The sequence below is a fragment of the Treponema sp. Marseille-Q4130 genome (assembly GCF_014334325.1).
Taxonomy (GTDB): Bacteria; Spirochaetota; Spirochaetia; order Treponematales; family Treponemataceae; genus Treponema_D.
The window spans coordinates 255,288-279,832 of record NZ_JACSET010000002.1 but is presented as its reverse complement, the minus strand read 5'-3'; the positions used below and the strand labels follow the sequence as shown (position 1 = coordinate 279,832).

The following is a 24,545-nucleotide window of genomic DNA, read 5'->3' as shown; positions in this document are numbered from 1 at the left end:
TGTAAAAAAAATATCGGCATCGCCTTGTGGGAATGACAATTTCCAAAATCGATGACGAATTCGAGCGACAAACAGCTTATCGGGTAATGTACAAAACTCGCCGTAAAGGTTATCATAGCGCCTATGAATGATGCAAAAAGCGCTTGCCGCATTGTGGTTGCTGCGGCTTTGAATCGATTTATCGCCGAAAAAAATCCGGATGCATCGAGCATTGATGCCGGCAGTTTGACGCTGCAGACTCCTCCCGATCCCTCTATGGGCGATATCGGCGTTCCGATGTTCGCCTATGCGAAACTTTTCCGACTCGCACCTCCCGCGATCGCACAAAGTGTCGTGCGCATTATCAATTCCGAAACGTCGTTTGAAGAGATCTCCGTATCTTCCGTCGGCGAATTCCTTGCTGTGGGCCCCTACGTAAACGTCAAGCTCGATAAATCGGCGGCTTCTTTTGCCATCCTTTCGCGTATCGCCCAAGAGGGAAGCGAGTACGGTTCGAAAGGCGACGGCGGGGAAAAGCCCTTCGCCGGAAAGCGGGTTATGGTCGAATATTCGAGTCCGAACACGAATAAACCGCTCCATCTCGGACACATGAGAAACGATGCGCTCGGTGAAAGCGTGAGCCGCATTTTAAAAGAAGCCGGTGCGGAAGTGTACAAAGTGAACATCATCAATAACCGCGGCATACACATCTGCAAGTCGATGCTCGCGTATAAACTCTTTCACGAAGCAAAAGGCGACACGCCTGAAACGCTCGGCATAAAGGGCGATCACTTTGTCGGCCGGTGCTATGTCGAATTCGATGCGTATGCAAAAGAGCATCCCGAAGCCGTATCCGAAGCGGAAGAGATGCTGAGAGCGTGGGAATCAGGCGATGAGGATGTGCGCGCGCTTTGGAAAACGATGAACGATTGGACGCTTTCGGGTATCGAAAAAACCTATACGCGCACCGGCGTATCCTTCGATAAACTCTATTTCGAAAGCGAAACCTACCTCAAAGGTAAAGACGAAATCAAAGCGGGACTTGAAAAGGGCATATTTTTCAAAGCTGCCGACGGATCCGTGCGCATCGACGTGAGCGAAGTCGTCGGAAGTAAAGATGACCGCGAGCACGAAAAAGTGCTGCTCCGGAAAGACGGTACATCCGTCTACATGACGCAGGATATCGGTACGGCGATCAGCCGGCATGACGACTGGCCGTTCAACCGTCTCGTCTATGTCGTCGCAAGCGAACAGATCTATCATTTTAAAGTGCTCTTTTACATACTGAAAAAACTCGGCTTCGATTGGGCGAATGACCTTTATCATTTAAGTTACGGTCTTGTCAATTTGCCGAGCGGCAGAATGAAAAGCAGGGAAGGCACGATCGTCGACGCCGACGATTTGATCGACGAACTGCACGCCCAAGCTTTCAAGGAGATCGAAGCGAAAGGCAGAGAAGCGGAAGTCGGAGATGCTGACGATGTCGCGGAAAAGATTGCGCTCGCAGCCCTCCATTATTATTTATTGAACGTAGCTCCTGTCAAAGATATGCTCTTTAATCCCGAAGAGTCGCTGTCCTTTACCGGAAACACCGGCCCCTATCTGCAGTACATGGGTGCGCGCATCGCGTCGATTTTGCGGAAAGCGGAAGAAAGCGGCATCGCTCCGGATAAAAGCGGAGAAGCCGTTTCTCTTCTTTCGTCGGAAAGCGAATGGGATTTAATAAAAAAACTCGGCGACTTTCCGTCCGTCGTCGCAAAAGCTGCGGAAGCGCTCGATCCGAGCGTGGTCGCGCAGTATTTGTACGACATAAGCAAAGCGTTCGGCAAATTCTATCAGCAATGCCCGATCCTCGCCGCGGAAAAAACGGAGCTCGTGAGAGGGCGCCTCTTCCTTGCCGAATGCACACTCACCGTTTTAAAGAACGCGATGTATCTCGTGCTCGTGCCGTATTTGGAAAAGATGTAGAGGAGCGGGGCAGCGGAAGAGACATCGCCAACAGGACGAACGTACCAAAAATGTACACCATAAAAAAATCATATGAGTAAATAAAAAAAGCGGAACGCGAGGCAGCGGTACTGCCGCCGAGCCGCTCAGACCGATGGCGCGCAAACTTTTTTAAAAAAGTTTGCGCAGTCCGATTCCGATCACGGTCTGTCGCGGCGAACGGCAGGGCTGCTGCCGGGAGTGCAGCCGACTTTTTACGTTACATACTATTTTTTAGCGAATATAGTTTTTGGTGCGGTTGCCCTGTGCATATATTGGCGCTTCAGCCTAATAGCGCTTTATGAGTGACTGCGTGCCGTCTTCGCCCAATCCTTCTTTTTCGAGCGCTTTATAATTTTCGAGTACGTGTTCGAGCACTCCGAGATGCAGTCCCGCTTTTTTCGCTTCTTCATCGGCGAGCGTCATGTCTTTAATAAAATGCTTGAGCTTAAAGCCCGGAGCGTAGTCGCCCGCGATGAGCTTCGGGCCGAACGCGTCGAGCTGCTTGCTTCCTGCCGCTCCGGTCGCAACCGATTTTAACAATACGTTCAAATCGAGGCCCTTTGCTTTCGCGTACGCAAACGCTTCGCACACGCCCGAAAGTGCGCCCGCGATCAGTATTTGATTCGCCATTTTCGCATGCTGACCGTTTCCCGCTTTGCCCTGATAATTGATATTCGTTCCCATCGCTTTGAAAAGCGGCATACACGCTTCGAAATCTTCTTTGTCTCCGCCTGCGAGAATGGAAAGCGTACCCGCTTTTGCACCCGTGTCGCCTCCGGTAACCGGCGCGTCGATCACGTGAAAGCCCTTCGCTTTTCCTTCGCGATACAAACGCTCGGCAAGCGTCGGGCTCGTCGTCGTCATATCGATGAGATATGTTCCCTTTTTCGCGCTGTCCATAATTTTTCCGGGAGAAAAATACACGTCTTCGACGTCGGGCGGAAAGCCTACGATCGTGATAACCGCGTCGGAGCCTTTGACGCAGTCCGAAATGCTGTCGCAAAAGACGGCGCCTTCGGAAATGACGTCTTCGACGTTTTGCTTATGCCGGGCGAATATGCGAAGCTCGAATCCAGCTTTCATGAGATTGCGAACCATCGACTTTCCCATGATCCCGACTCCGATAAAACCGATTTTTTTCATACTGCCGCTCCTCCTGTACCGTATTGTCGTTTTCATTTTATATAAAACGACAGGTTTATACTACCGGAAAACGGAGTGATGTGCGGCTGCATCGCTCACGGATGGAATTCGAAAACCCTCGCAAGTTGACGCGTTCTTTTCAATGTGCGACAATAAGCTATGAAGCGTATAGCGATATTTGCCGCCACTTTGCTTTGCGTCTGTGCTTCGTGTACGCGCGTTCCCGAAATGACCGAAGAAGAAATTGATTCGGCGATCGAAGCGATGAACGGCGAAATGCTTTCGCACACTCGATCGAAGCCGTGGACAGGCGGCCCCTATGTTCCGGGAAGGGCGGGCGGTACGTGGTACGATTCGGTTATGACCGATCCGAAAACGTTCAATCACTATATCGCCGAGCGCGATGCATCGTCGAGTTCCCTTATCGCGCAGACGACCGATTTTCTTTTCGATTACGATCCGACGCTTCGAAAGTGGTCGCCGCGCGCCGCCTCTTACGCGATCGACATCGACAAGCAAAAAGGGACGCTCACGCTGCACTGTACGCTCCGTGACGATATGTACTGGACGTATTACGATTCGCCTGAAAAGATTCCCGTTACGAGCGACGATGTCGTTTTTTGGTATGATGAAATTGCGGGTGACAAAGCCTTTCAAAGCTCCGGTTATCCGCAGCAGTTTATGACGATGGACGACGGTTCCGTCCGCCATATCGATATCGTAAAGATCGATGAAAAGCGTTTCGATTTTCTGTTTCCGCGCATCGTCGCCGAACCCCTCCTTGCAGTCAATATGAATATCTGTCCGTCGTTTATCTATCGTCCGGCAAAAGAGACGGGAGGTATCGATGCGGTAAAAAATCTTTTCAGCATCGCGTCTTCTCCGCGATCTCTCCCTTCGGCGGGTAAGTGGTATATCGCAGAATATGCGCCTTCTCAGCGCATCGTGCTCAAGCGCAATCCTCACTATTGGAATAAAGATGCAAACGGAGGCGCGGAACCTTATCCCGAAGAAAAAGTTTTGCAGATCGTCGGAGATCAAAACACGGATTACCTTTTGTTCCGTCAGGGAAAACTCGAAACGTATCAGCTCCGTCCCGAAGACGTAAACGAAGCGGTCGCCGATCAAAGAGATTTTACGGTATTCAACGCTGAAGGCTCTCTCGGATCTTCTCTGTGGTCGTTCAATCAAAATCCCGTAAACGAAGAAAAACCTTTTTATTCGTGGTTTACGCAAAAGGAATTCCGTCAGGCGATGAGCTGCCTTTTAAATCGCGAGCGCATCATCGTGCAGACGTATCGGGGGCTTGCCGAGCCGATGTACTATTTTTTCTCTCGTGCAAATCCGTACTACAATCCCGACATCACGCTCCGCTGGCGTTATAACATCGACGAGGCAAAAAAAATATTAAAAAAATGCGGCATGGAAGAGAAGGGCGGCATTCTCTATGATTCGAATGGCGCTCTTGTCGAATTCGATTTGGCGATTCCGTCGACGAGTACGCTTGCAAACGATATCGCGCAGATCATCGCCGACGAATGCGCAAAGGCGGGCATAAAGGTAAACGTCCGCCAAGTCGATTTTCAAAAGCTCGTCGAATCTTTGACGGCAACTTACGATTGGCAGTCGGTGATCATCGCGCTCGGCACTCCGCTCTTTCCGTCGCAGGGGAGCAACGTGTGGCCCTCGTCCGGAAACCTACACTTGTGGTACCCGCTGCAGGCGGCTCCCGCTACCGAATGGGAAGCGCGTATCGACCGGCTCTACAGTAAGGGAAATTATACGATAGATCGGGATGCGGCCTTTGCGATTTGGAACGAATACCAGCGGATTTTGCTCGACGAGTGTCCCGTCATCTATCTCGTCCGCCCCCGGAGCTTTTTTGCGATTCGAAACCGATGGGATCAGTCGAACGTGTATTACGACAATTTGAACGGTGCGATGCTTGATTACGTTTTTTTAAAACAATAGGACACTGTGATGCGTAGTACGGATAAAATCAATATTAATAATATAATCGCTGCCGCCTTCGGCTCGCTTTCGTTTCCGTGGCGGAGGTTTCGAAAAACTTTTCCGCTCGCGTCGTATATAAGCGCCCGTTTTATTACGATGCTTGCCCTTCTTTTTTTGCTCGGCCTTTCGATGTTCGCTCTTATGGCGCTCGCTCCCGGCGATATCGTCGACCGGATGATGACGCAGCAGATCATGTCGAGTGCGCAAAGCGCTCCTTCAGCTTCCGGCGCAAAAGCCGACAACGCGTTTTCTTCCGAACAGATGGCATCCCTCCGCGCGGAGTACGGACTCGACCGTTCCTTTTTCGTGCAGTATTGGAAGTGGCTCGGCCGCGTCGTCGTTCATCGCGATTTAGGCGTGTCTCTCGTTTCTCGCGCACCGGTTTCTTTTTTGATAAAATCGCGCCTGGTCAATTCCGTCGTGCTGAATCTCATTTCGCTCGTGTGCATTACCTTTACGTCTTTTTTGCTCGGCGTCTACCTTTCAAGCAAAGCGGGTACGAAACTCGATACGGCTGTAACTTTCGTCGCGCTTTTTTTTCACGCGTTTCCGGGCATACTGCTTTTGATTTTGCTGCAGCTCTTCGCATCGGCTACCGGTCTTTTTCCGGTGACCGCTTATCCCGATTTTCCGTTTTCGCTCTCTCCCGGACGATTTGCGCTTTCTTATATGCATCACACATTTCTTCCGCTCTTCGCTTCGTTTTTGGGCGGCACCGTCGCCACGCTCCGCATGATACGCGCGACGATGCTCGATCAAATGGGAATGCCCTATATCACCGCTTTGAGATCCCGCGGTACGAGCGAAAAACGGGTGTACTTCAATCACGCGTTCCGCAATACGCTCAACCCGTATATCACAGGAAGCGCGAATTTGCTTGCGGGTCTTTTTTCGGGCTCCCTTGTGCTTGAAATCATCTTCGCCTATCCGGGCATCGGGCGTCTTATGTATGAAGCGGTTTTGCAGGAAGATATCAATCTCGTGCTTGCGAACAGTATGTTTATTTCGTTTCTCGTTCTCGTCGGTATGATCGCATCCGATATCGCGCTCGCCTTTGTCGATCCGCGCATCCGCTACGGAAGTCAGTGAGGCGCGCATGAAAAAATTTATTAATTTTTTAAAGACGAAACGCATCGCATTCGCTTCGCTTATCGTCATTGCAATTTTATATATCGTAATGCTCTTTGCGGAATTCGTTGCGCCCTATCCCGCATCGATGAGTTTCGGCCGCGATACGTTTCATCCTGCGAACATCCGCATAACGAAACGGGGAATCGTAGCACAGGAATGCCGCGTCCTCGATCCCGTTTCGTGGAAATACGCGCGCGTCAAAGGAAAGTACCGAAGGGTAACGTTTTTTGTAAAAGGCGAGTCTTACAAATTGCTCGGGCTTATCCCGTGCAGCCGACACCTTTTCGGCACGATCCCCGACGAAAAGGGCGAACTCTATCCCGTCTTTATCCTCGGCGCCGACAATCTGGGACGCGATCTTTTTTCGCGCATCGTCTACGGAAGCCGCATTTCCCTTACGATAGGTTTTGCCGCATCCGCCGTTTCGCTCCTGCTCGCCGTCCTTTTGGGCGGGCTTGCGGGATTTTACGGAGGAGCTGCGGACTGGGGTCTCATGCGCCTTGCGGAATTTTTTATGCTCATTCCGAGCTTGTATCTCATTTTATTTTTGCGATCGCTTTTGCACACACAGACGGACAGCGGTGCTTCTTACGCGCTCATCACGCTGATCCTCGCCTTCGTCGGCTGGCCGTCGAGCGCCCGAACGATACGCGGCATGGTGCATGCGATAAAGCGTGAAGATTTTATTCTCAACGCGCGGCTTGAGGGAATCCCGCCGGCAGTTATCATCTTCGGTCACATCATACCGCAGACGGCGAGCCTTCTTATCGTAAGCGTTGCGCTCAGCGTGCCCGGTTTTATCATGAGCGAAACGACGCTTTCGTACCTCGGACTGGGTATCAGCGATCCTGCCGTCAGCTGGGGCTCTCTCATCAACCGCAATATTTCGACGCTTTCGAATCTGCAAAATTATCCGTGGCTGCTCGCTCCGGTTCTTTTGCTTTTGACCGTAACGCTCGCGTTCAATTTTTTAGGCGACGCGCTCCGCGATTACTTCGATCCGTATCACGCGGTTTTCGCCGGAAAAAAGTTTCGGCGAAAAAATACACACGCTTTCGGCGAGATCCGCCGTACCGCTTCCTCCGCTTTCGACATAGGCGCGGCGGACGATACGGAAAGTGCGCCGGATGTGCAAAGTGCGTATCCGGCGGCACGTAATTTTCTTTCGGTCGAAAATCTTTCGGTTACCTTTACCGTTTTCCGTGAAGGAAAACGCATCGATGTCTATGCCGTGCGCGGCGTTTCGTTTTCGATGCAAAGGGGAGAAGTGCTCGGTATTGTCGGGGAATCGGGAAGCGGCAAATCGGTGACGGTAAGTGCGATCCCGGATCTCCTTCCGCAAAACGCGTTTCGATCGGGACGCGTGTATTTCGAAGGGATGGAGCTATCTGCGCTCGGTGAAAAAGAGCTGAGGGCATTCCGCGGTAAAAAAATCGGCATGATCTTTCAAGAGCCCGCGCTTTCCTTTGATCCGCTGCAAACCGTCGGAAGCGTGTTTTTCGAAGCGCTCCGCACGATTGACAAAAGCTGTACAAAGGATGCTGCGTATGAAAAAGCCGAAGCGCTGTTGAAAGAAGTAGGACTTCCCGATCCGCAAAAAAGGCTTGCAAGTTATCCGCACCAATTTTCGGGCGGCCAGCTGCAAAGGATCGGCATAGCGCTCGCTCTCGCACAGGGCTGCGAACTGCTCATTGCGGACGAGCCGACGACAGCCCTCGACGTGACGATTCAAGCGCAGATCGTTTCGCTTCTTATGCGCCTGCAAAAAGAAAGGGGGCTTTCGGTCATCTTTATCAGCCACAATATCGACATCGTTTCGCGCATCGCAGACCGCATCATCGTCATGTACGGCGGAAAAGTGATGGAAGAGGGTAGTGCCGAATCGATCGTGCGATCCCCCCGCCATCCGTATACGAAAGCGCTCCTCGCATCTTCCGCAAACTTCGGCATGCATTATACGAAAGAGCGCATGAAATCGATTCCGGGAAAAGTATGCGATCCGTCCGCTCCCGAGCGGGGCTGCCCCTTTGCTCCGAGATGCGCCTTTGTGCGCTCATCCTGCGCTACCGACGGAAGGTCGTGCCCGGAGATGAAAATCGACGGAGGAGCAAAAAAATGAGCGGCGCGATAATCGAAGTACGGCATCTTTCTAAAACGTTCAGCTTCGAAGCGGGATTTTTTGCGCGCGGAGAGCGGACGGTGTACGCGGTAAACGACGTATCCTTTTCGATACGGAGGGGAACGACGTACGGCCTCGTCGGAGAATCGGGCTGCGGCAAAACGACGACGGCGCGCCTTTTGGTCGGCATGTACTCACCGACATCGGGGGAAATACGCTATGCTCCGGAAGAGGGGGAAGCGCGGAACATCGCATCGTACACGAAAAACGAAATGCGCGCTTACCGCGAAAAAGTAAAATATATTTTTCAGGATCCCGCACGTTCGCTCAACCCGCGTATGAACGTTTTTGAAATCCTGACTTCGCCGCTTCGCTATTCGTCGAAACGGAGAGGAAAAGACGATGCAAAAGAAAGGGCGGTAAAAATTATTAAAGAAGTCGGTATGAGCGAAGTCGACCTTTTCCGCCGCCCGTCGGAATTTTCAGGCGGACAGCGGCAGCGCATTTCGATTGCGCGCTCTCTTATCATGGAACCCGAAGCGCTCATCTGCGACGAAGTGATTTCGGCGCTCGACGTTTCGATTCAGGGACAGATTATCAATCTGCTCGACGATCTTCGAAAAACGCGGAGTTTAAGTTTTTTGTTTATTACGCACGATTTGAAAGCCGCTTCTTATTTTTGCGATGTGATCGGCGTCATGTACCGCGGCATCCTTGTCGAAGAAGCTCCTGCCGCCGATCTGTATGAGACGAAATTGCATCCGTATACGAAGCTTTTGTTCGACGGCGCGCTCGGAAAAGAAGCGGCATCGAACGCGGAAGTAAAGACGACGCTCGAAGCCGAAAAGGGCTGCCCCTTTGCGTACCGCTGCCCTCATGTGGAAAAGGCGTGCTGTGAAACGCTTCCCGAATTGACAGAAACGGAAAGCGGTCACCGCGTGCGTTGCCTTCTTGTACAGTAGCGGATGCTTCCTTAAAATGCGGCATTGCAGAAAATGTCGATTTTCGAAAATGCCGCATTGGTGCGCAAGCGCGCACACGTACATCCGCGAGTTTTCTGCAAGAAAACGGTTTGCTCTGCAAACTTGCAGTTAAAAGCGCCGCGCCATTTCAGCGGCGCTTTTAAACCTTCGATTTTGCGCGCCGGTATGTATGCGATGGGCTAAGCCGTCCGCCGACTTCCTATTTCATTTATTCGGTTTTTAATTTTTCGAGCATGCGGCGGAACGCGCTTCCGTCTTTGTGCAGTTCGCGCGATCCCCTCGTGATTTTGCACAACGACATACCGAATCTCCTTGCGATTTCCCGTTGCGTCGTACCCTTGTCGATTTCTTTGACAAGAAGCCACCTGTTTGCAAAATCCTTCCGTTCGGCAGGCGTAAAAAGACAGCCGAAAAAATCACGGATAAAGCGCTCGTCGTCCGTTTCGGCGATGAGGCGGCAGAGTTCCAGAAAACTTTCTTCGAGCGTTTTTTGTACCGCGCCTTTTTTTGTGTGTTTCACTGCCTGTGTGCTCATAACCCGCTTTCGCCCCTGCGTTGAAATCCTATGCATAGTATCACGAAAGCTTGTAAAAGTCCAATATCTTGTGTACTATAATTGTATGACCGATGCATTAACTTCTCTCGAGCGGCAATACGACGAATGCTTTGAAGGCGAACTGCGCATGCTCGCCCGCCGTCGCAAACAGGATAAGGATTTGACGATCGAAACGCTTGAGATGACGCTCAATGTGTTGTATGAAATCGACGGAAACAATTGGCAAGGACGCAGCGCCGTCGTACAGCGCGCCCTCGACGCGCAGATCGACGCATACGAAAAATTTATCAACGATTGGAAAAAAGAAAAAGATGCAGGGCAGGCTCATTCGGTGTGACGCGTGAGCGGGGAATGGCGTTTTAAGAATTGGGAAGAGACACTCGGTGAAAAATTGAATTGGACATTGTCTTTCGAACAATATAAAGAAGATGAAACGATGAGTCTTACAAATACACAAATGACTGAAATTGAAGATATTTTAAAACAAAGCCTACGACATAAATTCATGCATTATAATCCCGAACCTGCCGTAATGCTTTTTCATACCCGCTTGTTAGGAAAAGACAGAATGGCATTGTTCTCATTTATTCATTCCTTAAAGCAGTAACGCTCGCCGAACATCCGAAAGCTCATATTCATACACTGCTTGCAATTCCGTATAATCCGTATGAACCGAAAGAATACGGCCGCTGGACAATGCGCGGGATGGTTGATTTGGAATATGAGCTAAAAGTTGCGGCAGAATTTTGGGACTTTTTAGGCGGCACCGGATCATACGAAGCATTGTTGAATATTTTTGAAAAAGTCGGAATTGAATTGCGTTCCGAAATCGATGCGTATTTTGCACAGCATAAATGATAGGAAAAAAAGGTTCAAGATTATTGCAATAAAAAACCACCGCACCGTACAAAAACCCTCGCGGTGCGGCACGGAGAAACGGCAGTGATACACATAAGGACGGCGGACAGCGCGGAGGCCGAACCGCTGCGCAACGTCGGCGCCCCTCTCGGCCGCTCCCGCGCTCCACGCCATAACAAGTCCGTCGCCGGTCGCGGTTTTGACAAGTCCCGTACCGGCTTTCGTTCCCGCGACGACGACATCGACCGAAAGCTCTGTCACTTCCGTCTTTTTGGCGACCCTTTTATTTTTTCAAAGCAGTCGCATCGCCGCCTGCAGCTTTGACCGCTTTTTCGACGGCTTCAAGGATCGCACGGGAGGTATTCGTAGCTCCCGAAACGGCGTCGACGGCGAGCGTCTGTTTTTTTACGATCGCATCGGGGATCTTTGCGAACGCGGGATCGGAAAGACCGGGCGTTTCTTTGTGCGAAACGACTTTAATGCTTTTGATCGCATTTTTTGAAAAGGTTACTTCGAGCGTTATATCTCCGTTGTTGCCCTTCGCCGTTCCTTTGTACGTTCCCGCTTTGTACGAGACATCTTTACCGCCCGCATACAGCGAACACATTCCGATTACGACCGCCGCAATCACACACAGCTTTTTCATAAAATTAAGCCTCCTGTTATTTTATACCTTTCGATATTTGCTTCGAATAATAAACGATATTCGAAAAAATCTCCAGACGCCCGTCACATATCTCCGTTCACATTCGGGCTTTCGCGCTTCGAGATTTCATCGGCACGGGCGATCAGCTTTTTTGCCGTATCGATTTCAGCCGAAAAAGGATATTTTTTCGAAATCTTTTCCAAGCGGGTCTTTATACGGGAAGCTTCGCGAACGTCTTTTTCCACGAGGAGCGTATATGCGTATTCGGTCTGTATGGACGAAGGCATATTTTTCATTCGTTTCATAAAATCGATTTGCGTTTGCGTTATTAATTTTTTCAATGTGCCGTCGTCCCGATCGCCGATCGACTCATAATAGATGCGCATACAAGTCAATAAGCCTTTGGCTATACCTGAAAGAGCGTGGTTTTCCGAAAGCTCTTTTTCGATAAGCGCGCACACTTCTTTCGGCTCATCGGTTTCAGTCCGTGCAAGAAAGCGCACCGCGCGTATCGATGCGGCATAGACGCTCTGCGTATCGTCGGTTTCATTAAACCATTCGGAAGGGATGTCTTCGAATTTTACGCCGCGGTACTGCGCCGCGCTTATTTTTTCGCAGGCCCAAAACGATTTACGCATATTTTTATGTTTTAATAAATCGAATAATTGCTTTCCGTCGGTATTGAGAAATTTCGTTTTTATCGGCAAAATCGAAACGATCGCAAGATACGCATTGACAAAAGCGGGAAACAAAAATGCGTGAGGGAAAAACAATACTCCGCTGCCGATGCCGGATACAAAGGCGAAGATGCAGACGAGCGCCAAAAATGTGTTGCCGAAAGCGCCGCCTGAAAGATAGAGCGCAAAGGGGAACGTACCGTTTTTCATATCGGGCACTTCCATAGCGCAAAAGCCGAGCGCTCCGGGAAGTTTATAGACAAAGCGCCGCAGGCGTCCGTCCCGCCGCAAAAAAAGATGATGGGCGAAACCGATTGCAGCGAATGTATAACCTGTCAAAAGACCGAAAATCAAATGCCCGAATTCGTGAACGATTACCGCAGAAGCAAACGAAATATACCATGAAGCACCCAGTAAAACGATCGTTAGGATCGTCGGTAAAAGAGCGTCTGAAGTAAATCCGTAGTCGCGTACCCATGGGCGCGCGATAATCGCAATGAGAGCGACGATGTACAGGATAAAAAATATTTTTGAAAATCTACGGCGGTTTTTCATTTTACCTCTCATAAAAATTTTTTCGGTATATATTCCGTGCGATCGCCAAAAGCTTCTCTTTTGTGTTTTCTTTCGGATCGTCGAGTACCGTGTCGAAGAGTTCTTTGAGCACGCGCCCCATCTCTTTTCCCCGAGGTATTCCGGCGTCTGCAAGATCGTCTCCGCTTACCGCCAAATCCTTAAGCGAAAGAGCGGAGTTTTCTTTTTGCACGGCTTCGATCCGCTTTTTCAGTTCGACGAGATTTTTTCCGACAGCGCTGTCGTGCATTCGCACGGGTTCCTTCTTCATGCCGTAGATATCGGCAAGGCGCAAATCGAAGAGGTCGTCGATAGACTCCGTTCCTGTGCGTACGATAAAGCGGCGGACGGCGGCATCGCTCCATGCGCTTTCGTAATGGAACATGTGTTCGGCTATGAGGTGCGAAACCGAAGCGACGGTTTTTGCCGGAAAGCGAAGTCGTGTGAGGATTTTTTTCGTCATTTCGGCGCCTGTCCGTTCATGGTTGTAAAACGTTATCGTTTCGATGCCGTTTTCAGTGAGTATGCGCTTTGTTTTCGGCTTTCCGATATCGTGGAAGAGGGCTGCAAGGCGGACGGTAAGATTGTCTTTCGGTGCGCCGTCGCAGGCGTAAAAGAGGTGATCGAGCACGTCGAAGTCGTGAAAGCCGCGAGAGTCGGACTGGAGACAGCCTCGTCCTTCGAGGAGTTCGGGGATAAAAAAAGCGAGTATGCCCGTTTCTTCGAGCATTTTCAGCGCGACCGAGGGTTCGTCGGAAGCCAGCATTTTGATGAATTCGTCACGAAAGCGCTCGATCGAAATTTTTTGAACGACGGCGAGCGTTTTCTCCTCGAAAATATCTGAATATGTATACTTTTCTATACAAAATTTTAATTGCGCGGCGAATCTGATCGCGCGGACCGGGCGGAGTCCGTCTTCTCCGAAGCGTTCGTGCGGATTTCCGACCGCACGGATGAGTTTTTCTTTGATGTCGGCTCTGCCGGAAAAGGGGTCGACGAGTTTTCCGTCGGCGAGGTCGACGGCGATCGCATTCATCGTAAAGTCCCGCCGCGAAAGGTCGTCTTCGATCGACGCCGCATAGGCAACGCTGTCGGGATGCCGTCCGTCCGAATAGCCCGATTCGGTGCGGAAGGTCGTCGTTTCGATGTGGTATCCCATGAGGTGTACGGTTACCGTCCCGTGCGCGATCCCCGTCGGAACGACGCGGTGAAAGAGACGCATGACGTCTTCCGGCTTTGCGTCGGTTGCGACATCGTAATCGTGCGGGGAAATGCCCATGAGCATATCGCGTACGGCTCCTCCGACGAGATAGGAGCGGAAACCGCCGCGGGAAAAAATCTCGTGCATTTTTTTGAGGACGGAGGGAATTTTTATATTTTTTGCGCTACTATACATGTATGAGCGATTATAAGTTTTCCGAGCGGAAAAAGTCTATACGCTGCACGATCTTTACCGGAGGCGATGCCCCGGAGCCCGAAGCGGTCAAATCGCATTTCGTCTCCCATGTGCCCGACATCGTCATCGCTGCGGATTCGGGACTCGATACGCTCAAGCGTTATGCGGACGCGTTCAAAAGCGGCGAAGCGGCGCACATCGATTTGACGCCCGATTTCATCGTCGGGGACTTCGACAGCATTTCCGATGTAAAGCTCATCGATCTGTACGACCGGAACGATGATGAAAGTCCGCAGTTCGGAGAAAAACGGGGAGAGGTGCGCATTGAACGTTTTCCCTGCAACAAAGATTTTACCGACACGGAGCTCGCCTTGGATGCGGCCTTCCGTGAAGCTTCTTTACAAAATGCAATTCCGTTTATCACGCTCATCGGCGGCGGGGGAGGCAGGCTCGACCACCTTTTGGCGATATGCGATTCGTTTTGTACCCCGCAGCATGCCGACCTATGGCTTCTTCCGAACGAAGCCGTCCGGCTGCTCAAAAGCGGAACTGCTTGCGACATCTTAGATTTAAAACGGGATGACATCGTTTCCGTTGCCCGCACGGCTTCTTCCCGTACCGGAGGAAAGCTTATATCGCACGGTCTTTTTTGGGAAGGTTTTCGAAGAGAGGGTATGCCGAGCATCAGTAACCGTATTTCGGAAAATTATTTTACGGATCGAAAGCCCGTGACGCTTACCGCATGCGAAGCGGATTTTTTGCTCATCCTGCCGCTATCCGCAACGGTTACATTCCGGCCGCAAGAAAATCGATGAGGCGGGAAGCGAACATGCACACAAAACCGAAAGCCGCCGTAAAAATCATGACGGCTGCCGATACGATATAAAGAGCGCGGTGCGGGCTATCGTTTTTGAGCGCATAGCAGAGTGAAACGGCAAAGCCCCAAACGGAAAAGACGAAGAGCACGATCGAGGCGAGAGAAGCCGCGCTTAAAATAACATATTGATTTTCGTCGAGAAAATTTTGATAATTTCCGATCGCGTAAAAGACGAGGAGCGAAAATAAAAAGAGGGCGAAAAATAAAACGGTGCGCATGACGAGCCGGTATAAAACGGGTTTCGAATCGTCCTTTTCAATTTCTTTACCGCCCATCGCTCCACCTTGCAGTTATCGCAAAAAAGATTATAATTTCGAGTATACAGCAAAAACATACATAGAGGAAGTATGAAAAAGGTTATCGCGATATTTTTTATTTTACTTGTTTCAGCGGGCGTCGTATTTTATTTCGGATGGACGCAATTCAAAGTCGAAGCGGGCGAATGCGGCGTGCTCATATCGAAGACGAGCGGCGTCAACCGCGAACCCGTTTTGCCGGGCAGATTTTCGTGGCATTGGGAATGCCTGCTTCCGACGAACGCGGTACTCCGTGTATTCAGCTTAAAACCGCGTACGGTGACGAAAACCGTATCGGGTTCCCTCCCGTCGGCTGATGTGTACAGTACCGCCTTTCAATCGGCTCCCGATTTTTCATATCGATTCGATTTTATCTGCACGGCCCGCGTTACGCCTGAAAATATCATCGCCCTCGTAAAAAGCGGCATCGTCACCGACACCGAAAGTCTCGATGCATATCTCGATTCTTCGTGCACGGCCCTTGCGGGAAAAGCCGCATCGTATATTTTAATAAAAACATCCGACAGTACCGACTTCCGACCGGAAACCGTTACGTCGGAAGAACTCCTCGAAGGAGTGAGCGCATCGGTCGATTATCCGAACATCGTCTTCGACAACTTTGCCCTTTTTTCGTCGAAGCTGCCCGACCGCACATTGTACAACAGCGCGCGCGATGCGTACATCGAAGCGCAGCATATGCAGCAAGCGCGCACGGAGGCGCGGAACAGAGACATAACCGAACTATTAAAAACCTATCCCGAATTGCAAAGCAGTTTTTCAGGTACGACAAAGAGCGGTCGATGACAAAACGTCTCTACGGTTTACGCGGAGCTTCCGGCGCGGAAAATACGGCCGAATCGATTACGAAAGGGGTGTGCGATATGTGCACATCTATTTTTAAACTTAACAATATCGCGTCGGAAGACGTCGTATCGATACAGTTTACGATGACGCAGGATTTGGACGCAATAAATCCCGCATCCGCGCTCAGATGCGGACAAAACGAAATCGACGTTTCCGCCTGCGCGCTTTTTTGCAGCCAAGAAGCTTCTGTCCGCGGCATGGCGAAAGGTATGATCCGCGTGCTCGTCACCGCATACATGGACGAGGGCGCCTCCGTGCGCCACGTATACATAAACGGAGCGGAAACGCTGCGCCCCGATTTTTCCCAAAAAACTACTTGACGAAATTTATATTATTATATAGTATGTGCCGACCTGCAGCGCCGATTTAGCTCAGCTGGTAGCAGCGCGTGATTTGTAATCTCGAGGTCCAGGGTTCGAATCCCTGAGTCGGCTTTTTGGGGAGTTTCCAGAGTGGTCAAATGGGACAGACTGTAAATCTGCTGGCTATGCCTTCGTAGGTTCGAATCCTTCACTCCCCATTGCAAAAAGCCCGTTGCCTGTAACGGGCTTTTTCTTTATACTGATACTATGCCGGCTTTTTTTGACGACGGTCTTCATTTTGAGTGCAATCGATGTTCCCGCTGTTGCAGAATCGAACCAGGTTTTGTTTTTCTCTCGCAAAGCGATTTGACGGATCTGTGCCGATGGTTTAATCTGTCCGAAGATGAATTTATTAAAACCTATTGCCGTCTTGTTCCTCAATATGACGATGAATACCTTTTATGCTTAAAAGATACGGAAAACTACGACTGTATTTTGTGGAAAGACGGCTGCACCGCTTACGGCGCGAGGCCGGTGCAGTGCAGAACATATCCCTTTTGGACGGGATTTTTGACGGATAAAGAATCCTGGGAAAAAGAGGGAGATGCGTGTCCCGGCATAAACCGCGGAAAGCTTTGGACGAAAGAGGCCATAAACGCATCGCGCGCCGCGTACGAAAATAACGAACCGCTCAAATTCAAGCGCGGAGGAAAGTGCAGATGAAGGTATATTTTTGGGGAGTGAGGGGTTCCGTTCCGACGCCTCTTACGCCTCGGCAGATTCAGGCAAAAATAACCGCAGTCGTTCAGCGCATTACGCAAAAAGACATCGCATCGGAAGACGCCCGCGAACGATTTATCGCTTCGCTTCCCGACTGGCTGTACGGCACGACGGGAGGCAATACGCCCTGCGTTGAAATAAAAAGTGCAAACGGTACGGAGATCGTGCTCGATGCGGGTTCGGGTTTGCGCGTACTCGGAAAAAACGGCACAAAACCCGCCGACAATCATTATAATCTGCTTTTATCGCATTTTCACTGGGATCATCTGCAGGGATTTCCGTTTTTCGACGCGATCTACGATCCTTCGGTCAAAATCGATATCTATTCCGCCTTTCCCGCAGCTCCTCGCATTCTTGCAACTCAAATGTCGCGCCCGTATTTTCCGGCGCCTTTTGACGTCTGCGCCAAGCGGATCACTTTTCACACGGTAAAATCGGGCGAACCGTTCAGCGTCGGAGGAGTTCCCGTATGTTGCTGCAAAATGTCGCATCCGGGAAATTCGTATTCGTATGCGATAAGCGAAAACGGGAAAAAATTCGTATATGCGACTGATGTCGAGCTTTCGCAAAGGGATTTCGGAAAGACGCCCGAGCGCATAAAAGTCTTTCAGGACGCCGACGTCATCGCTCTCGATTCGCAGTACACCGTCGCCGAAGCTTATCAAAAAGAAAACTGGGGTCACTCGGCGTTTTGCTATGCGATCGATTTTGCCGTTCACTGGAATATCAAATCAGTGTACCTCTTTCATCACGAACCGACATACGACGATAAAAAACTCCATTCGATTTTGCATGCGGCGCGGTGGTACGCGCAGTATATCGAGCACGCGAATATGCAAGTTTACCTCGCGACGGAGGGCGCGGAGATAAACCTATGACGGACGATGTAACCAAACCCGCATCTCTTTCGTTTTTATACGAGTTTTCACCGAACGAGACGGCGCTCATCGCGCGTTTTTTCCGCGAGCACGAAGAAAGCATTCCTTCCGGTCTTGAAAAATTTGCGCACGCCGTGGAAAAAGCGGTGTACGATTCCATTTCGATCGGAGATGCGGAGCGATTTTATTCATGAGTCAAAAAAAATCCGGCGGCGACGGGGAGCGCGATAGACGCGGCACGAGGACATTCGTCACAAAAGGAAAGCGCGTTTTTTACATAGCGCTTGCCGCACTCGTGCTCGGCGCAATCGTCGCGTCTCTTTTTTTTATATACGAAACACGGTCTGTATCGAGCGCGGAGAGGGCGGTAACCGAGCGCGTCGAAGTTCCCGAAGGGATGACGGTAAAAAAATTCGCTCGTACACTCAAAGAAAAAAAACTTATTAAAAATGAAAATGCGTTTTACCTTGCCGCACGCTATCCGTTTTTCCGATTTCTTGCAGGAGGTGCAAAGCTCAAGCTCGAAAGCGGCGTATACCGCATTTCAAGCGGTATGAGTATCTCCGACATATTCGCCCTCGCATCGTCGGGAAAGAGGGAATACGTGCGCACATCCTTTCCCGAAGGATTGACGATTTCGAAAATCGGCGAGCGCCTCGAAAATGCGGGTATCTGTACCGCAGCTGATTTTAAAGCCGCAGCTGTAAACGGTGAGCTCATAAAAAAATACGACATACGCTCATCGACCCTTGAAGGATATCTCTTTCCCGATACCTACTTTTTTACGCCCGACATGGCATCTTCGTCGGTCATCGACATGATGGTAAAAAATTTTTTCGAACATATACGCGCAAATCCTACGCTCGCATCCCTTTCTCCTGACGAACTTCAAACGACGCTCGTTCTCGCGTCCATCGTCGAGAGGGAATACCGCGTCGCGGACGAAGCGCCTCTCATCGCAAGCGTGTTCAAAAACCGCATCGCAAAAAATATCGGCTTGTATTCGTGCGCGACGATCGAATACATCATCACCGAAATACAGGGCAAAGCGCACCCCGACGTCATCACCTACGACGATTTGAAAATCGACAGTCCCTACAACACGTATAAGTGGGCGGCTCTTCCGCCGACTCCGATTTCGAATCCCGGCATGATCGCGCTCGAAGCGGCAGCCGACACTCCGAAAACGAATTATTATTATTTTCGCCTCACAGACGAAAAAACGGGACGCCACGCATTTTCGGACTCATTCGGCGAACACATCAAAGAAGGCGTTCGCTATACGACAAAAAAGGCGGCGGAAAACTGATGGCTTCTCTCATATCGCAGGATACGATCGAAGCCGTCCACAGTACGTCCGATATCGTTTCGATTGTCGGAGAATACACGAAATTGACGAAGCGGAGCGGCAACGATTGGTGGGGCTGTTGTCCGTTTCACAACGAAAAAACCGCGTCGTTCCACGTCGACGGCGATAAAAAATTGTATTACTGCTTCGGCTGCCATGCAAGCGGAGATGTTATCAAATTCGTTACGGAGACGGAAAAGGTCTCTTACGCCGATGCCGTGCGCTCACTTGCAAAGCGGGCGGGAATCGAAGTGACGTATTCGGGGGGCGACATACCCGAGCGGCCGAAAGACGACGGCATAAAAGATCTCTATATCGATCTCTACGAACGCACGGCAACTCTCTTTCACTATCTGCTCACGCAGACGCCCGGTGGAAAAGATGCGCTTTCGTATATCACCGGACGAGGTATTACGGCCGAAACGATAGCGACGTTCAAACTCGGCTATGCACCCGCCGACAGGAGCTGGCTCAAAAAATTTTTGCGCGGAAAAAACTTCAGCGACGCCTTCCTTGCGGAATCGGGGCTTTTCAGCAAAAACTATCCCGACACGGCTTTTTTTTCCGATCGCCTCATGTTTCCGATTTTCAACAGGAGAGGGCAGTGCTGCGCATTCGGCGGCCGCCTGCTGCACGGAGACGGACCGAAGTATTTGAATTCGGGGGATTTGATCCAGTACAAAAAAGGCGAAACGCTCTATGCGTTCAATTTCGCCAAAAATAAAATACGTGAAGAAAAAAAAGTCATCTTTTGCGAAGGCTATATGGACTGCATCGCCTACCACCAGTGCGGTATCACCTATGCGGTAGCACCGCTGGGGACGGCGCTCACGGAAGAACAGCTTCGCATTGTGCGCGGTTTTGCGGACACGATACTGCTTTCTTTCGATTCGGACAAAGCGGGCGAGGCGGCGACCGTGCGCGCGATCATCATGTGCCGCTCGTTTGATTTTACGGTAAAGATCATCAGACTGTCGGAAGGTAAAGACCCGGCGGAGATCATGGCAAGCTATGGGGCAGAGACCTTGACAAATGACGTAAATAATGCTATATTGGATAGTGACTTTCTTTTATCCAAATTGGGCAGCGATTTTGCTGTCGATACCCCCGAAGGCAAAACAAAGGCATCGCTCGAGTTTTTTCGGTATGTCGACGCGCTCCGCTCCGATATTCAAAAAGAGTCATGCCTTGAGCAGCTGTGCCAGGCATTCAATCTAAAGCCGGAGGCTGTTAAGAGAGATTTTGAAAATCGTGAACAAGCCCGCGACCGCTTAAAAAACCGGCAGCAATCATCGACAGGCAGACAGAATTCGGACATTTCCCTCAACGCCGAATTGCGAACCGTTCTCGCCGTCATAGCCGAACTCGACCTGTATACGGTCATGCGCGCGGAAATAGCCGTTGACGATTTTGAAGACCCTCTCGCAAAAAAATTATTTATTATCTTGGAAGATTGTTTCAGAGAAAAGACCGTATCGATAAGCAACATACTGAACCGATGCGACGATGAAGAACTCGGACGGATGATAACACGTGTCATATCGTCGGGAGAATTTTCCCGAAACGGGAAGCGCATCGTGGAAGACGGTATCAAACTTATCAAACGGAATGCGCTCGAACGCAAACGGAGCGCGCTCATGAGCAGAATCCGATTATTCAATCCCGCAACGGAAAGCGATCGAGAACAGCTCAAATCGCTCCTTGCAGAAAAAATGAAACTCGACAGCGAATTAAAACAGTAATAAAACAGGTACCGAAAAAAAATATGGATCAACAAAAAGATCAAAACGACCGTGAGATGGATCCCAATGTGCAAAAACTTTTCGAATACGCAAAAGAAAAGTCGGCCGTCACGTGGGACGAAGTGATCGATATGCTGGGACAGGATTTCGTCAATTCCCCGAAAATGGAAAACGTCCTCCAGCTTTTTTCAAGCGAAAATCTGCAGATCGTCGAAAGCGATGATTTACTCGCCGAAGAAGAAAGCGATGAGCCGGAAGAAGATGACGATGGGGAGACAGAGGACGACGCTATCGCGGATGACGACATAGCGGACGGCGTTCCGAGCGAAGCGGTCGATGTCGCAAAGGCCGTCGACATCGTCAAAAGCAGGCTCGTCAACAGCGACAAAGAGACGAGTATCGACGATCCGATCCGGCTTTACCTGCGAGAAATCGGAAAAGAAAATCTGCTCACCGCCGAACAGGAAGTCATTCTGTCCAAAAAAATGGAAAACGGTAAAAACATCATCAAAGACGTCATCAAAAATTCCGGCATCATGATTCCCGAATTTTTCGCCGTCGCGCAAAAAGCGTTTACGAGGATCGATATCCACGAACCCGGACGCCCGCGAAAAGAGATAAACGAAGAGATGGCGGAAAAGCGGCGGCTCAAAAGCTGCTACAGCGAATACATCAAACCGGTGCTGCCCGAAATCAAACAGTACATGACGATCAAAAAACAGCTTTTCGAAACCGACCAAACCGTCCGTATATTCGATGCACCCCAGCTTGCCTCTCTGCATAAAAAAATTCAGCCCCAACTGCAGCGGATCGACATACAGTCGGAAGAACTCGACAAATTTACGCTGAAGTTCCGCGACGCTATGCAAAAGATTGCCGACTATCATCAAAAGCAGGAAAAAAAGATGAAAGAGCTGCGCGTCGTCAACATAGCCGACCTCCGCAGTCTCGGTCGTCGTATCGCCATCCGTTCCGAATCGCAAAAGCTCGAAAAAGAACTCAACATGACGACCGACGATATCCGCGATATCTACACGCAGATACAAAAGATCGACAGAAAGCTCTACCGCCTCGAATACGAATTCGAAAACAGCGTTGACGAAATTTTGAGCATGGGCAAAGAGATCGAAAGAGGATCGGCGATGATGGAGCAGGCGAAAAACAAGCTCATCAATGCGAACCTGCGCCTCGTCGTTTCGATCGCAAAAAAATATACGAACCGCGGTTTGCAGTTTTTCGATTTGGTGCAGGAAGGCAATATCGGACTCATCAAAGCCGTCGAAAAATTCGAATACCGCAAGGGCTTTAAATTTTCGACGTACGCGACGTGGTGGATCAGGCAGGCGATCACGAGATCCATTTCCGACCAGGCGCGCACGATCCGCGTTCCGGTGCACATGATCGAACAGATCAACAAAGTCGTTCGGGAATCGCGGCAGCTCATGCAAAAGCTCGGACGCGAACCGAGCGACGATGAAATCGCACAGCAGCTGGGCTGGCCGGTCACCCGCGTCAAGCAGGTAAAAAACGTCGCGCGCGAACCGATTTCGCTCGAAACGCCGATCGGCGAAGAAGAGGATTCGCTGCTCGGAGATTTTATCGAAGACAAAGAAGTCGAAAACCCCGCCTCCCAGACGGCGGATACGCTGCTTCGCGAACAGATCCGCTCGGTGCTCGACACGCTGCCGCCGCGGGAACAGGAAGTGCTCAAAATGCGATTCGGGCTGGACGACGGCTATTCGCTCACACTCGAAGAAGTCGGCTTGTACTTCAACGTCACGCGCGAGAGGATCCGGCAAATCGAAGCGAAAGCGCTCAGGCGCCTCCGCCATCCGCGCCGCGCGAACGGTCTTCGCGACTACATCGATCCCGCGCAACAATAGCGTGTCAACAATAGCGTAGACACAACGTTTTTTTTATTATACAATAGGACGTTACAGACCTCTGAAAATTGCAATTTTTAGAGGTCTTCCTTAGATGCGGTAATCTGGAAGGGTATAATCGACATGGTGATGACAAAGGTTTTCGACAAATTAAAAGATCTGCAGGAAATACTCGTACACAAATACGACCTTGAAAAAAAAGTGCGCGAAGCGCCGAAGCAGCTTTCGTCACAGGAAGAACTGCTCGATCGCATGAAAAAAGAATTTATCGGAAAAAACGCCGACTACGAAGAAGCGCGGGCAAAAGTCGCCGAGCTGCAGAGAGAGCTCGATGAAGCGGTCAAATCGCGCGAATCCGGCGAAAAAGGCATGGACAACATCACAACGCACCGCGAATACGAAGCGCTCGATCGTCAGATTTCGGAAGCGTCGCTCAAAGAGCAGGATATCCGCAAAGATCTGCAAAAAGAAGAAAAGACGCTTGCCGATTTGAACGACAACTTAAAGCAAGTCGAAGCGATGATCAAATCCCAGGAAGCCGATCTCAACGCCGGCCGCGCATCGCTCGACAAAGAACTCGATTCGTACAAAAGCGAACTCGCATCCCTGCAAAAAAAAGAAAATAAAATAACACCCGACCTCGATCAGGAAATATTGTTTAAATTCGAACGCATCATCCGGCGCAACACGCAGGGCATCGTCGCCGTCAAAAACGGTGTATGTCAGGGCTGCTGTATGTTCCTTCCGGCGCAGTTCGCAAATGAAGTGCGCAAAAACGAAGATATTCTGTTCTGTCCGTACTGCAGTCGCATCCTCTATTACGAAGAGACCTCCGAAGATCAAAAACAGAACTTTACGGGCAGCCTCGCAAACCTCGATGACGATGACGACTTTGAAGACGATTTCGAAGACGAAGACGAGGAAAACGAAGAAAAAGAAGCGGTCGGAGAAGACGACGAAATCTTCGATGAAGACGACGATATCGAAGACGAAGAAAACGACGACGACGATATCGAAGATGAAGACGAGGATCAGTCCTAAGCGATTCGATTCAGAGCGTACAAATGCCGGTGCGAAAAAGTGCCGTGCATAAAATTGTTAATAATACGGATGGGATATAACCGCGCGGGTATTCTCTGATGAAAGAGCATACCCGTGAGGCAAAGTCCGGGCTCCGCCGGAAAAAATGCCGGGTAATCACCGGGCGGATGCGGAAACTGCAGAAATGCAAAGCCCGCCTCCGACAGACAGTGCAGCAGAAAATATACCGCCCGTTGTAAAACGGGTAAGGGTGAAAAGGCGGTGTAAGAGACCGCCGCGCATCCGGTAACGGGTGCGGCAGTGCAAACCTCATTCGGAGCAAAACTAAGCGGCAGCGGGTTTCCGGACCGTAACTGCAGGTAGGTTGCTTGAAACGCAGGGTAATCTGCGTTCGAGACAGATGGTTATGTCGGCTCACAGCCGATACCAGAACCCGGCTTACCGTCCCATCCGTTTTTTTTATTAGGTCAA

Annotated in this window: 25 protein-coding genes, 2 tRNA genes and 1 other RNA gene; 21 read left to right on the top strand and 7 right to left on the bottom strand. The window is 50.4% G+C overall.

Features of this window, described 5'->3' with window-relative positions:
* The first annotated feature begins 123 nt into the window (after nt 1-123).
* Nucleotides 124-1,947 carry an arginine--tRNA ligase gene (gene argS, locus H9I36_RS03190; protein ID WP_187383942.1) on the top strand — a complete coding sequence of 608 codons (1,824 nt, stop codon included), beginning with the start codon at nt 124-126 and terminating at the stop codon, nt 1,945-1,947.
* A gap of 306 nt (nt 1,948-2,253) precedes the next feature.
* Here the strand turns inward: argS and H9I36_RS03185 are convergent, their stop codons facing one another.
* Nucleotides 2,254-3,111, bottom strand: coding sequence for an NAD(P)-dependent oxidoreductase (locus H9I36_RS03185; protein ID WP_187383941.1), 858 nt, complete (start codon nt 3,109-3,111; stop codon nt 2,254-2,256).
* A 159-nt stretch (nt 3,112-3,270) separates the two neighbouring features.
* On the opposite strand from H9I36_RS03185, the gene H9I36_RS03180 reads away from it, so the two are divergent.
* The 4 genes from H9I36_RS03180 to H9I36_RS03165 are packed head-to-tail and all read left to right on the top strand — an operon-like array spanning nt 3,271 to nt 9,336.
* Entirely contained in the window at nt 3,271-5,082 is a 1,812-nt protein-coding gene (locus H9I36_RS03180; protein WP_187383940.1) for an ABC transporter substrate-binding protein, read from the top strand.
* A 9-nt stretch (nt 5,083-5,091) separates the two neighbouring features.
* Entirely contained in the window at nt 5,092-6,213 is a 1,122-nt protein-coding gene (locus H9I36_RS03175; RefSeq protein ID WP_187383939.1) for an ABC transporter permease, read from the top strand.
* Nucleotides 6,214-6,220: 7 nt separating this feature from the next.
* The gene (locus H9I36_RS03170) at nt 6,221-8,374 is read left to right on the top strand and encodes a dipeptide/oligopeptide/nickel ABC transporter permease/ATP-binding protein (protein ID WP_187383938.1); all 2,154 of its coding nucleotides are present in this window, start codon (nt 6,221-6,223) and stop codon (nt 8,372-8,374) included.
* Entirely contained in the window at nt 8,371-9,336 is a 966-nt protein-coding gene (locus H9I36_RS03165) for an oligopeptide/dipeptide ABC transporter ATP-binding protein (protein WP_187383937.1), read from the top strand. The genes H9I36_RS03170 and H9I36_RS03165 overlap by 4 nt, the downstream gene beginning before the upstream one ends.
* Before the next feature lie 229 nt (nt 9,337-9,565).
* Here H9I36_RS03165 and H9I36_RS03160 read toward each other — a convergent pair whose 3' ends face one another.
* Nucleotides 9,566-9,892 (bottom strand): Trp family transcriptional regulator, encoded by a 327-nt coding sequence (locus H9I36_RS03160; RefSeq protein WP_187383936.1) that lies wholly within the window; start codon nt 9,890-9,892, stop codon nt 9,566-9,568.
* A gap of 85 nt (nt 9,893-9,977) precedes the next feature.
* On the opposite strand from H9I36_RS03160, the gene H9I36_RS03155 reads away from it, so the two are divergent.
* From H9I36_RS03155 to H9I36_RS12855, 3 genes are read left to right on the top strand one after another with little or no spacing between them, the layout of a single operon-like run.
* A complete protein-coding gene (locus H9I36_RS03155) occupies nt 9,978-10,250 on the top strand; it encodes a hypothetical protein (protein ID WP_187383935.1) in 273 nt (90 codons plus the stop codon).
* A gap of 3 nt (nt 10,251-10,253) precedes the next feature.
* Nucleotides 10,254-10,520 carry a TdeIII family type II restriction endonuclease gene (locus H9I36_RS13020; protein ID WP_370586942.1) on the top strand — a complete coding sequence of 89 codons (267 nt, stop codon included), beginning with the start codon at nt 10,254-10,256 and terminating at the stop codon, nt 10,518-10,520.
* Entirely contained in the window at nt 10,487-10,771 is a 285-nt protein-coding gene (locus H9I36_RS12855; protein WP_370586944.1) for a TdeIII family type II restriction endonuclease, read from the top strand. The genes H9I36_RS13020 and H9I36_RS12855 overlap by 34 nt, the downstream gene beginning before the upstream one ends.
* Here the strand turns inward: H9I36_RS12855 and H9I36_RS03145 are convergent.
* The 4 genes from H9I36_RS03145 to H9I36_RS03130 form a co-directional block, all read right to left on the bottom strand.
* On the bottom strand, nt 10,685-11,032 hold the full coding sequence (locus H9I36_RS03145) for a hypothetical protein (RefSeq protein ID WP_187384055.1): 348 nt from the start codon (nt 11,030-11,032) through the stop codon (nt 10,685-10,687). The genes H9I36_RS12855 and H9I36_RS03145 overlap by 87 nt on opposite strands.
* A 22-nt stretch (nt 11,033-11,054) precedes the next feature.
* Nucleotides 11,055-11,417 carry an FMN-binding protein gene (locus H9I36_RS03140; RefSeq protein ID WP_187383934.1) on the bottom strand — a complete coding sequence of 121 codons (363 nt, stop codon included), beginning with the start codon at nt 11,415-11,417 and terminating at the stop codon, nt 11,055-11,057.
* An 83-nt stretch (nt 11,418-11,500) separates the two neighbouring features.
* The gene (locus tag H9I36_RS03135; protein ID WP_187383933.1) at nt 11,501-12,649 is read right to left on the bottom strand and encodes a zinc metalloprotease; all 1,149 of its coding nucleotides are present in this window, start codon (nt 12,647-12,649) and stop codon (nt 11,501-11,503) included.
* A 1-nt stretch (nt 12,650) separates the two neighbouring features.
* Entirely contained in the window at nt 12,651-14,063 is a 1,413-nt protein-coding gene (locus H9I36_RS03130; RefSeq protein WP_187383932.1) for a CCA tRNA nucleotidyltransferase, read from the bottom strand.
* Between the two features lie 2 nt (nt 14,064-14,065).
* On the opposite strand from H9I36_RS03130, the gene H9I36_RS03125 reads away from it, so the two are divergent.
* Entirely contained in the window at nt 14,066-14,878 is an 813-nt protein-coding gene (locus H9I36_RS03125) for a motility associated factor glycosyltransferase family protein (protein ID WP_187383931.1), read from the top strand.
* Here the strand turns inward: H9I36_RS03125 and H9I36_RS03120 are convergent.
* Complete coding sequence (locus H9I36_RS03120; protein ID WP_187383930.1) at nt 14,850-15,215, bottom strand: hypothetical protein; 366 nt, start codon at nt 15,213-15,215, stop codon at nt 14,850-14,852. The genes H9I36_RS03125 and H9I36_RS03120 overlap by 29 nt on opposite strands.
* Nucleotides 15,216-15,287: 72 nt before the next feature.
* Here H9I36_RS03120 and H9I36_RS03115 point away from each other — a divergent pair, with 72 nt between their 5' ends.
* The 12 genes from H9I36_RS03115 (at nt 15,288) to rnpB (ending at nt 24,531) form a co-directional block, all read left to right on the top strand.
* Nucleotides 15,288-16,040 carry a hypothetical protein gene (locus H9I36_RS03115; protein WP_187383929.1) on the top strand — a complete coding sequence of 251 codons (753 nt, stop codon included), beginning with the start codon at nt 15,288-15,290 and terminating at the stop codon, nt 16,038-16,040.
* Entirely contained in the window at nt 16,037-16,420 is a 384-nt protein-coding gene (locus H9I36_RS03110; RefSeq protein ID WP_187383928.1) for a chorismate mutase, read from the top strand. The genes H9I36_RS03115 and H9I36_RS03110 overlap by 4 nt, the downstream gene beginning before the upstream one ends.
* Nucleotides 16,421-16,460: 40 nt before the next feature.
* A tRNA-Thr gene (locus H9I36_RS03105) sits at nt 16,461-16,534 on the top strand.
* Nucleotides 16,535-16,538: 4 nt separating this feature from the next.
* Nucleotides 16,539-16,620, top strand: a tRNA-Tyr gene (locus H9I36_RS03100).
* A 49-nt stretch (nt 16,621-16,669) separates the two neighbouring features.
* Nucleotides 16,670-17,125, top strand: coding sequence for a YkgJ family cysteine cluster protein (locus H9I36_RS03095; RefSeq protein ID WP_187383927.1), 456 nt, complete (start codon nt 16,670-16,672; stop codon nt 17,123-17,125).
* Nucleotides 17,122-18,060 (top strand): MBL fold metallo-hydrolase, encoded by a 939-nt coding sequence (locus tag H9I36_RS03090; RefSeq protein WP_187383926.1) that lies wholly within the window; start codon nt 17,122-17,124, stop codon nt 18,058-18,060. The genes H9I36_RS03095 and H9I36_RS03090 overlap by 4 nt, the downstream gene beginning before the upstream one ends.
* Entirely contained in the window at nt 18,057-18,254 is a 198-nt protein-coding gene (locus H9I36_RS03085; protein WP_187383925.1) for a hypothetical protein, read from the top strand. Before H9I36_RS03090 ends, H9I36_RS03085 begins: the two co-directional genes overlap by 4 nt.
* On the top strand, nt 18,251-19,369 hold the full coding sequence (gene mltG, locus H9I36_RS03080; protein WP_187383924.1) for an endolytic transglycosylase MltG: 1,119 nt from the start codon (nt 18,251-18,253) through the stop codon (nt 19,367-19,369). Before H9I36_RS03085 ends, mltG begins: the two co-directional genes overlap by 4 nt.
* A complete protein-coding gene (dnaG, locus tag H9I36_RS03075; protein ID WP_187383923.1) occupies nt 19,369-21,150 on the top strand; it encodes a DNA primase in 1,782 nt (593 codons plus the stop codon). Before mltG ends, dnaG begins: the two co-directional genes overlap by 1 nt.
* 23 nt (nt 21,151-21,173) lie before the next feature.
* Entirely contained in the window at nt 21,174-23,033 is a 1,860-nt protein-coding gene (rpoD, locus tag H9I36_RS03070) for an RNA polymerase sigma factor RpoD (protein ID WP_187383922.1), read from the top strand.
* Nucleotides 23,034-23,162: 129 nt separating this feature from the next.
* Nucleotides 23,163-24,074 (top strand): zinc ribbon domain-containing protein, encoded by a 912-nt coding sequence (locus H9I36_RS03065; RefSeq protein WP_370586941.1) that lies wholly within the window; start codon nt 23,163-23,165, stop codon nt 24,072-24,074.
* Between the two features lie 66 nt (nt 24,075-24,140).
* An RNA gene (gene rnpB, locus H9I36_RS03060) (RNase P RNA component class A) lies at nt 24,141-24,531 on the top strand.
* Nucleotides 24,532-24,545: the final 14 nt, after the last annotated feature.

What these genes read in the sequence shown, in the direction of transcription:
- H9I36_RS03095 (WP_187383927.1), top strand. Translation starts at nt 16,670, where the DNA reads ATGCCGGCTTTTTTTGACGACGGTCTTCATTTTGAGTGCAATCGATGT.
- H9I36_RS03115 (WP_187383929.1), top strand. Translation starts at nt 15,288, where the DNA reads ATGAAAAAGGTTATCGCGATATTTTTTATTTTACTTGTTTCAGCGGGC.
- H9I36_RS03135 (WP_187383933.1), bottom strand. Translation starts at nt 12,649, where the DNA reads ATGAAAAACCGCCGTAGATTTTCAAAAATATTTTTTATCCTGTACATC.
- H9I36_RS03155 (WP_187383935.1), top strand. Translation starts at nt 9,978, where the DNA reads ATGACCGATGCATTAACTTCTCTCGAGCGGCAATACGACGAATGCTTT.
- H9I36_RS03175 (WP_187383939.1), top strand. Translation starts at nt 5,092, where the DNA reads ATGCGTAGTACGGATAAAATCAATATTAATAATATAATCGCTGCCGCC.
- H9I36_RS03090 (WP_187383926.1), top strand. Translation starts at nt 17,122, where the DNA reads ATGAAGGTATATTTTTGGGGAGTGAGGGGTTCCGTTCCGACGCCTCTT.
- H9I36_RS03165 (WP_187383937.1), top strand. Translation starts at nt 8,371, where the DNA reads ATGAGCGGCGCGATAATCGAAGTACGGCATCTTTCTAAAACGTTCAGC.
- H9I36_RS03085 (WP_187383925.1), top strand. Translation starts at nt 18,057, where the DNA reads ATGACGGACGATGTAACCAAACCCGCATCTCTTTCGTTTTTATACGAG.
- H9I36_RS03130 (WP_187383932.1), bottom strand. Translation starts at nt 14,063, where the DNA reads ATGTATAGTAGCGCAAAAAATATAAAAATTCCCTCCGTCCTCAAAAAA.
- H9I36_RS03160 (WP_187383936.1), bottom strand. Translation starts at nt 9,892, where the DNA reads ATGAGCACACAGGCAGTGAAACACACAAAAAAAGGCGCGGTACAAAAA.
- H9I36_RS03125 (WP_187383931.1), top strand. Translation starts at nt 14,066, where the DNA reads ATGAGCGATTATAAGTTTTCCGAGCGGAAAAAGTCTATACGCTGCACG.
- H9I36_RS03185 (WP_187383941.1), bottom strand. Translation starts at nt 3,111, where the DNA reads ATGAAAAAAATCGGTTTTATCGGAGTCGGGATCATGGGAAAGTCGATG.
- dnaG (WP_187383923.1), top strand. Translation starts at nt 19,369, where the DNA reads ATGGCTTCTCTCATATCGCAGGATACGATCGAAGCCGTCCACAGTACG.
- H9I36_RS03140 (WP_187383934.1), bottom strand. Translation starts at nt 11,417, where the DNA reads ATGAAAAAGCTGTGTGTGATTGCGGCGGTCGTAATCGGAATGTGTTCG.
- mltG (WP_187383924.1), top strand. Translation starts at nt 18,251, where the DNA reads ATGAGTCAAAAAAAATCCGGCGGCGACGGGGAGCGCGATAGACGCGGC.
- H9I36_RS03170 (WP_187383938.1), top strand. Translation starts at nt 6,221, where the DNA reads ATGAAAAAATTTATTAATTTTTTAAAGACGAAACGCATCGCATTCGCT.
- argS (WP_187383942.1), top strand. Translation starts at nt 124, where the DNA reads ATGAATGATGCAAAAAGCGCTTGCCGCATTGTGGTTGCTGCGGCTTTG.
- rpoD (WP_187383922.1), top strand. Translation starts at nt 21,174, where the DNA reads ATGGATCAACAAAAAGATCAAAACGACCGTGAGATGGATCCCAATGTG.
- H9I36_RS03110 (WP_187383928.1), top strand. Translation starts at nt 16,037, where the DNA reads ATGACAAAACGTCTCTACGGTTTACGCGGAGCTTCCGGCGCGGAAAAT.
- H9I36_RS03065 (WP_370586941.1), top strand. Translation starts at nt 23,163, where the DNA reads ATGACAAAGGTTTTCGACAAATTAAAAGATCTGCAGGAAATACTCGTA.
- H9I36_RS03180 (WP_187383940.1), top strand. Translation starts at nt 3,271, where the DNA reads ATGAAGCGTATAGCGATATTTGCCGCCACTTTGCTTTGCGTCTGTGCT.
- H9I36_RS03120 (WP_187383930.1), bottom strand. Translation starts at nt 15,215, where the DNA reads ATGGGCGGTAAAGAAATTGAAAAGGACGATTCGAAACCCGTTTTATAC.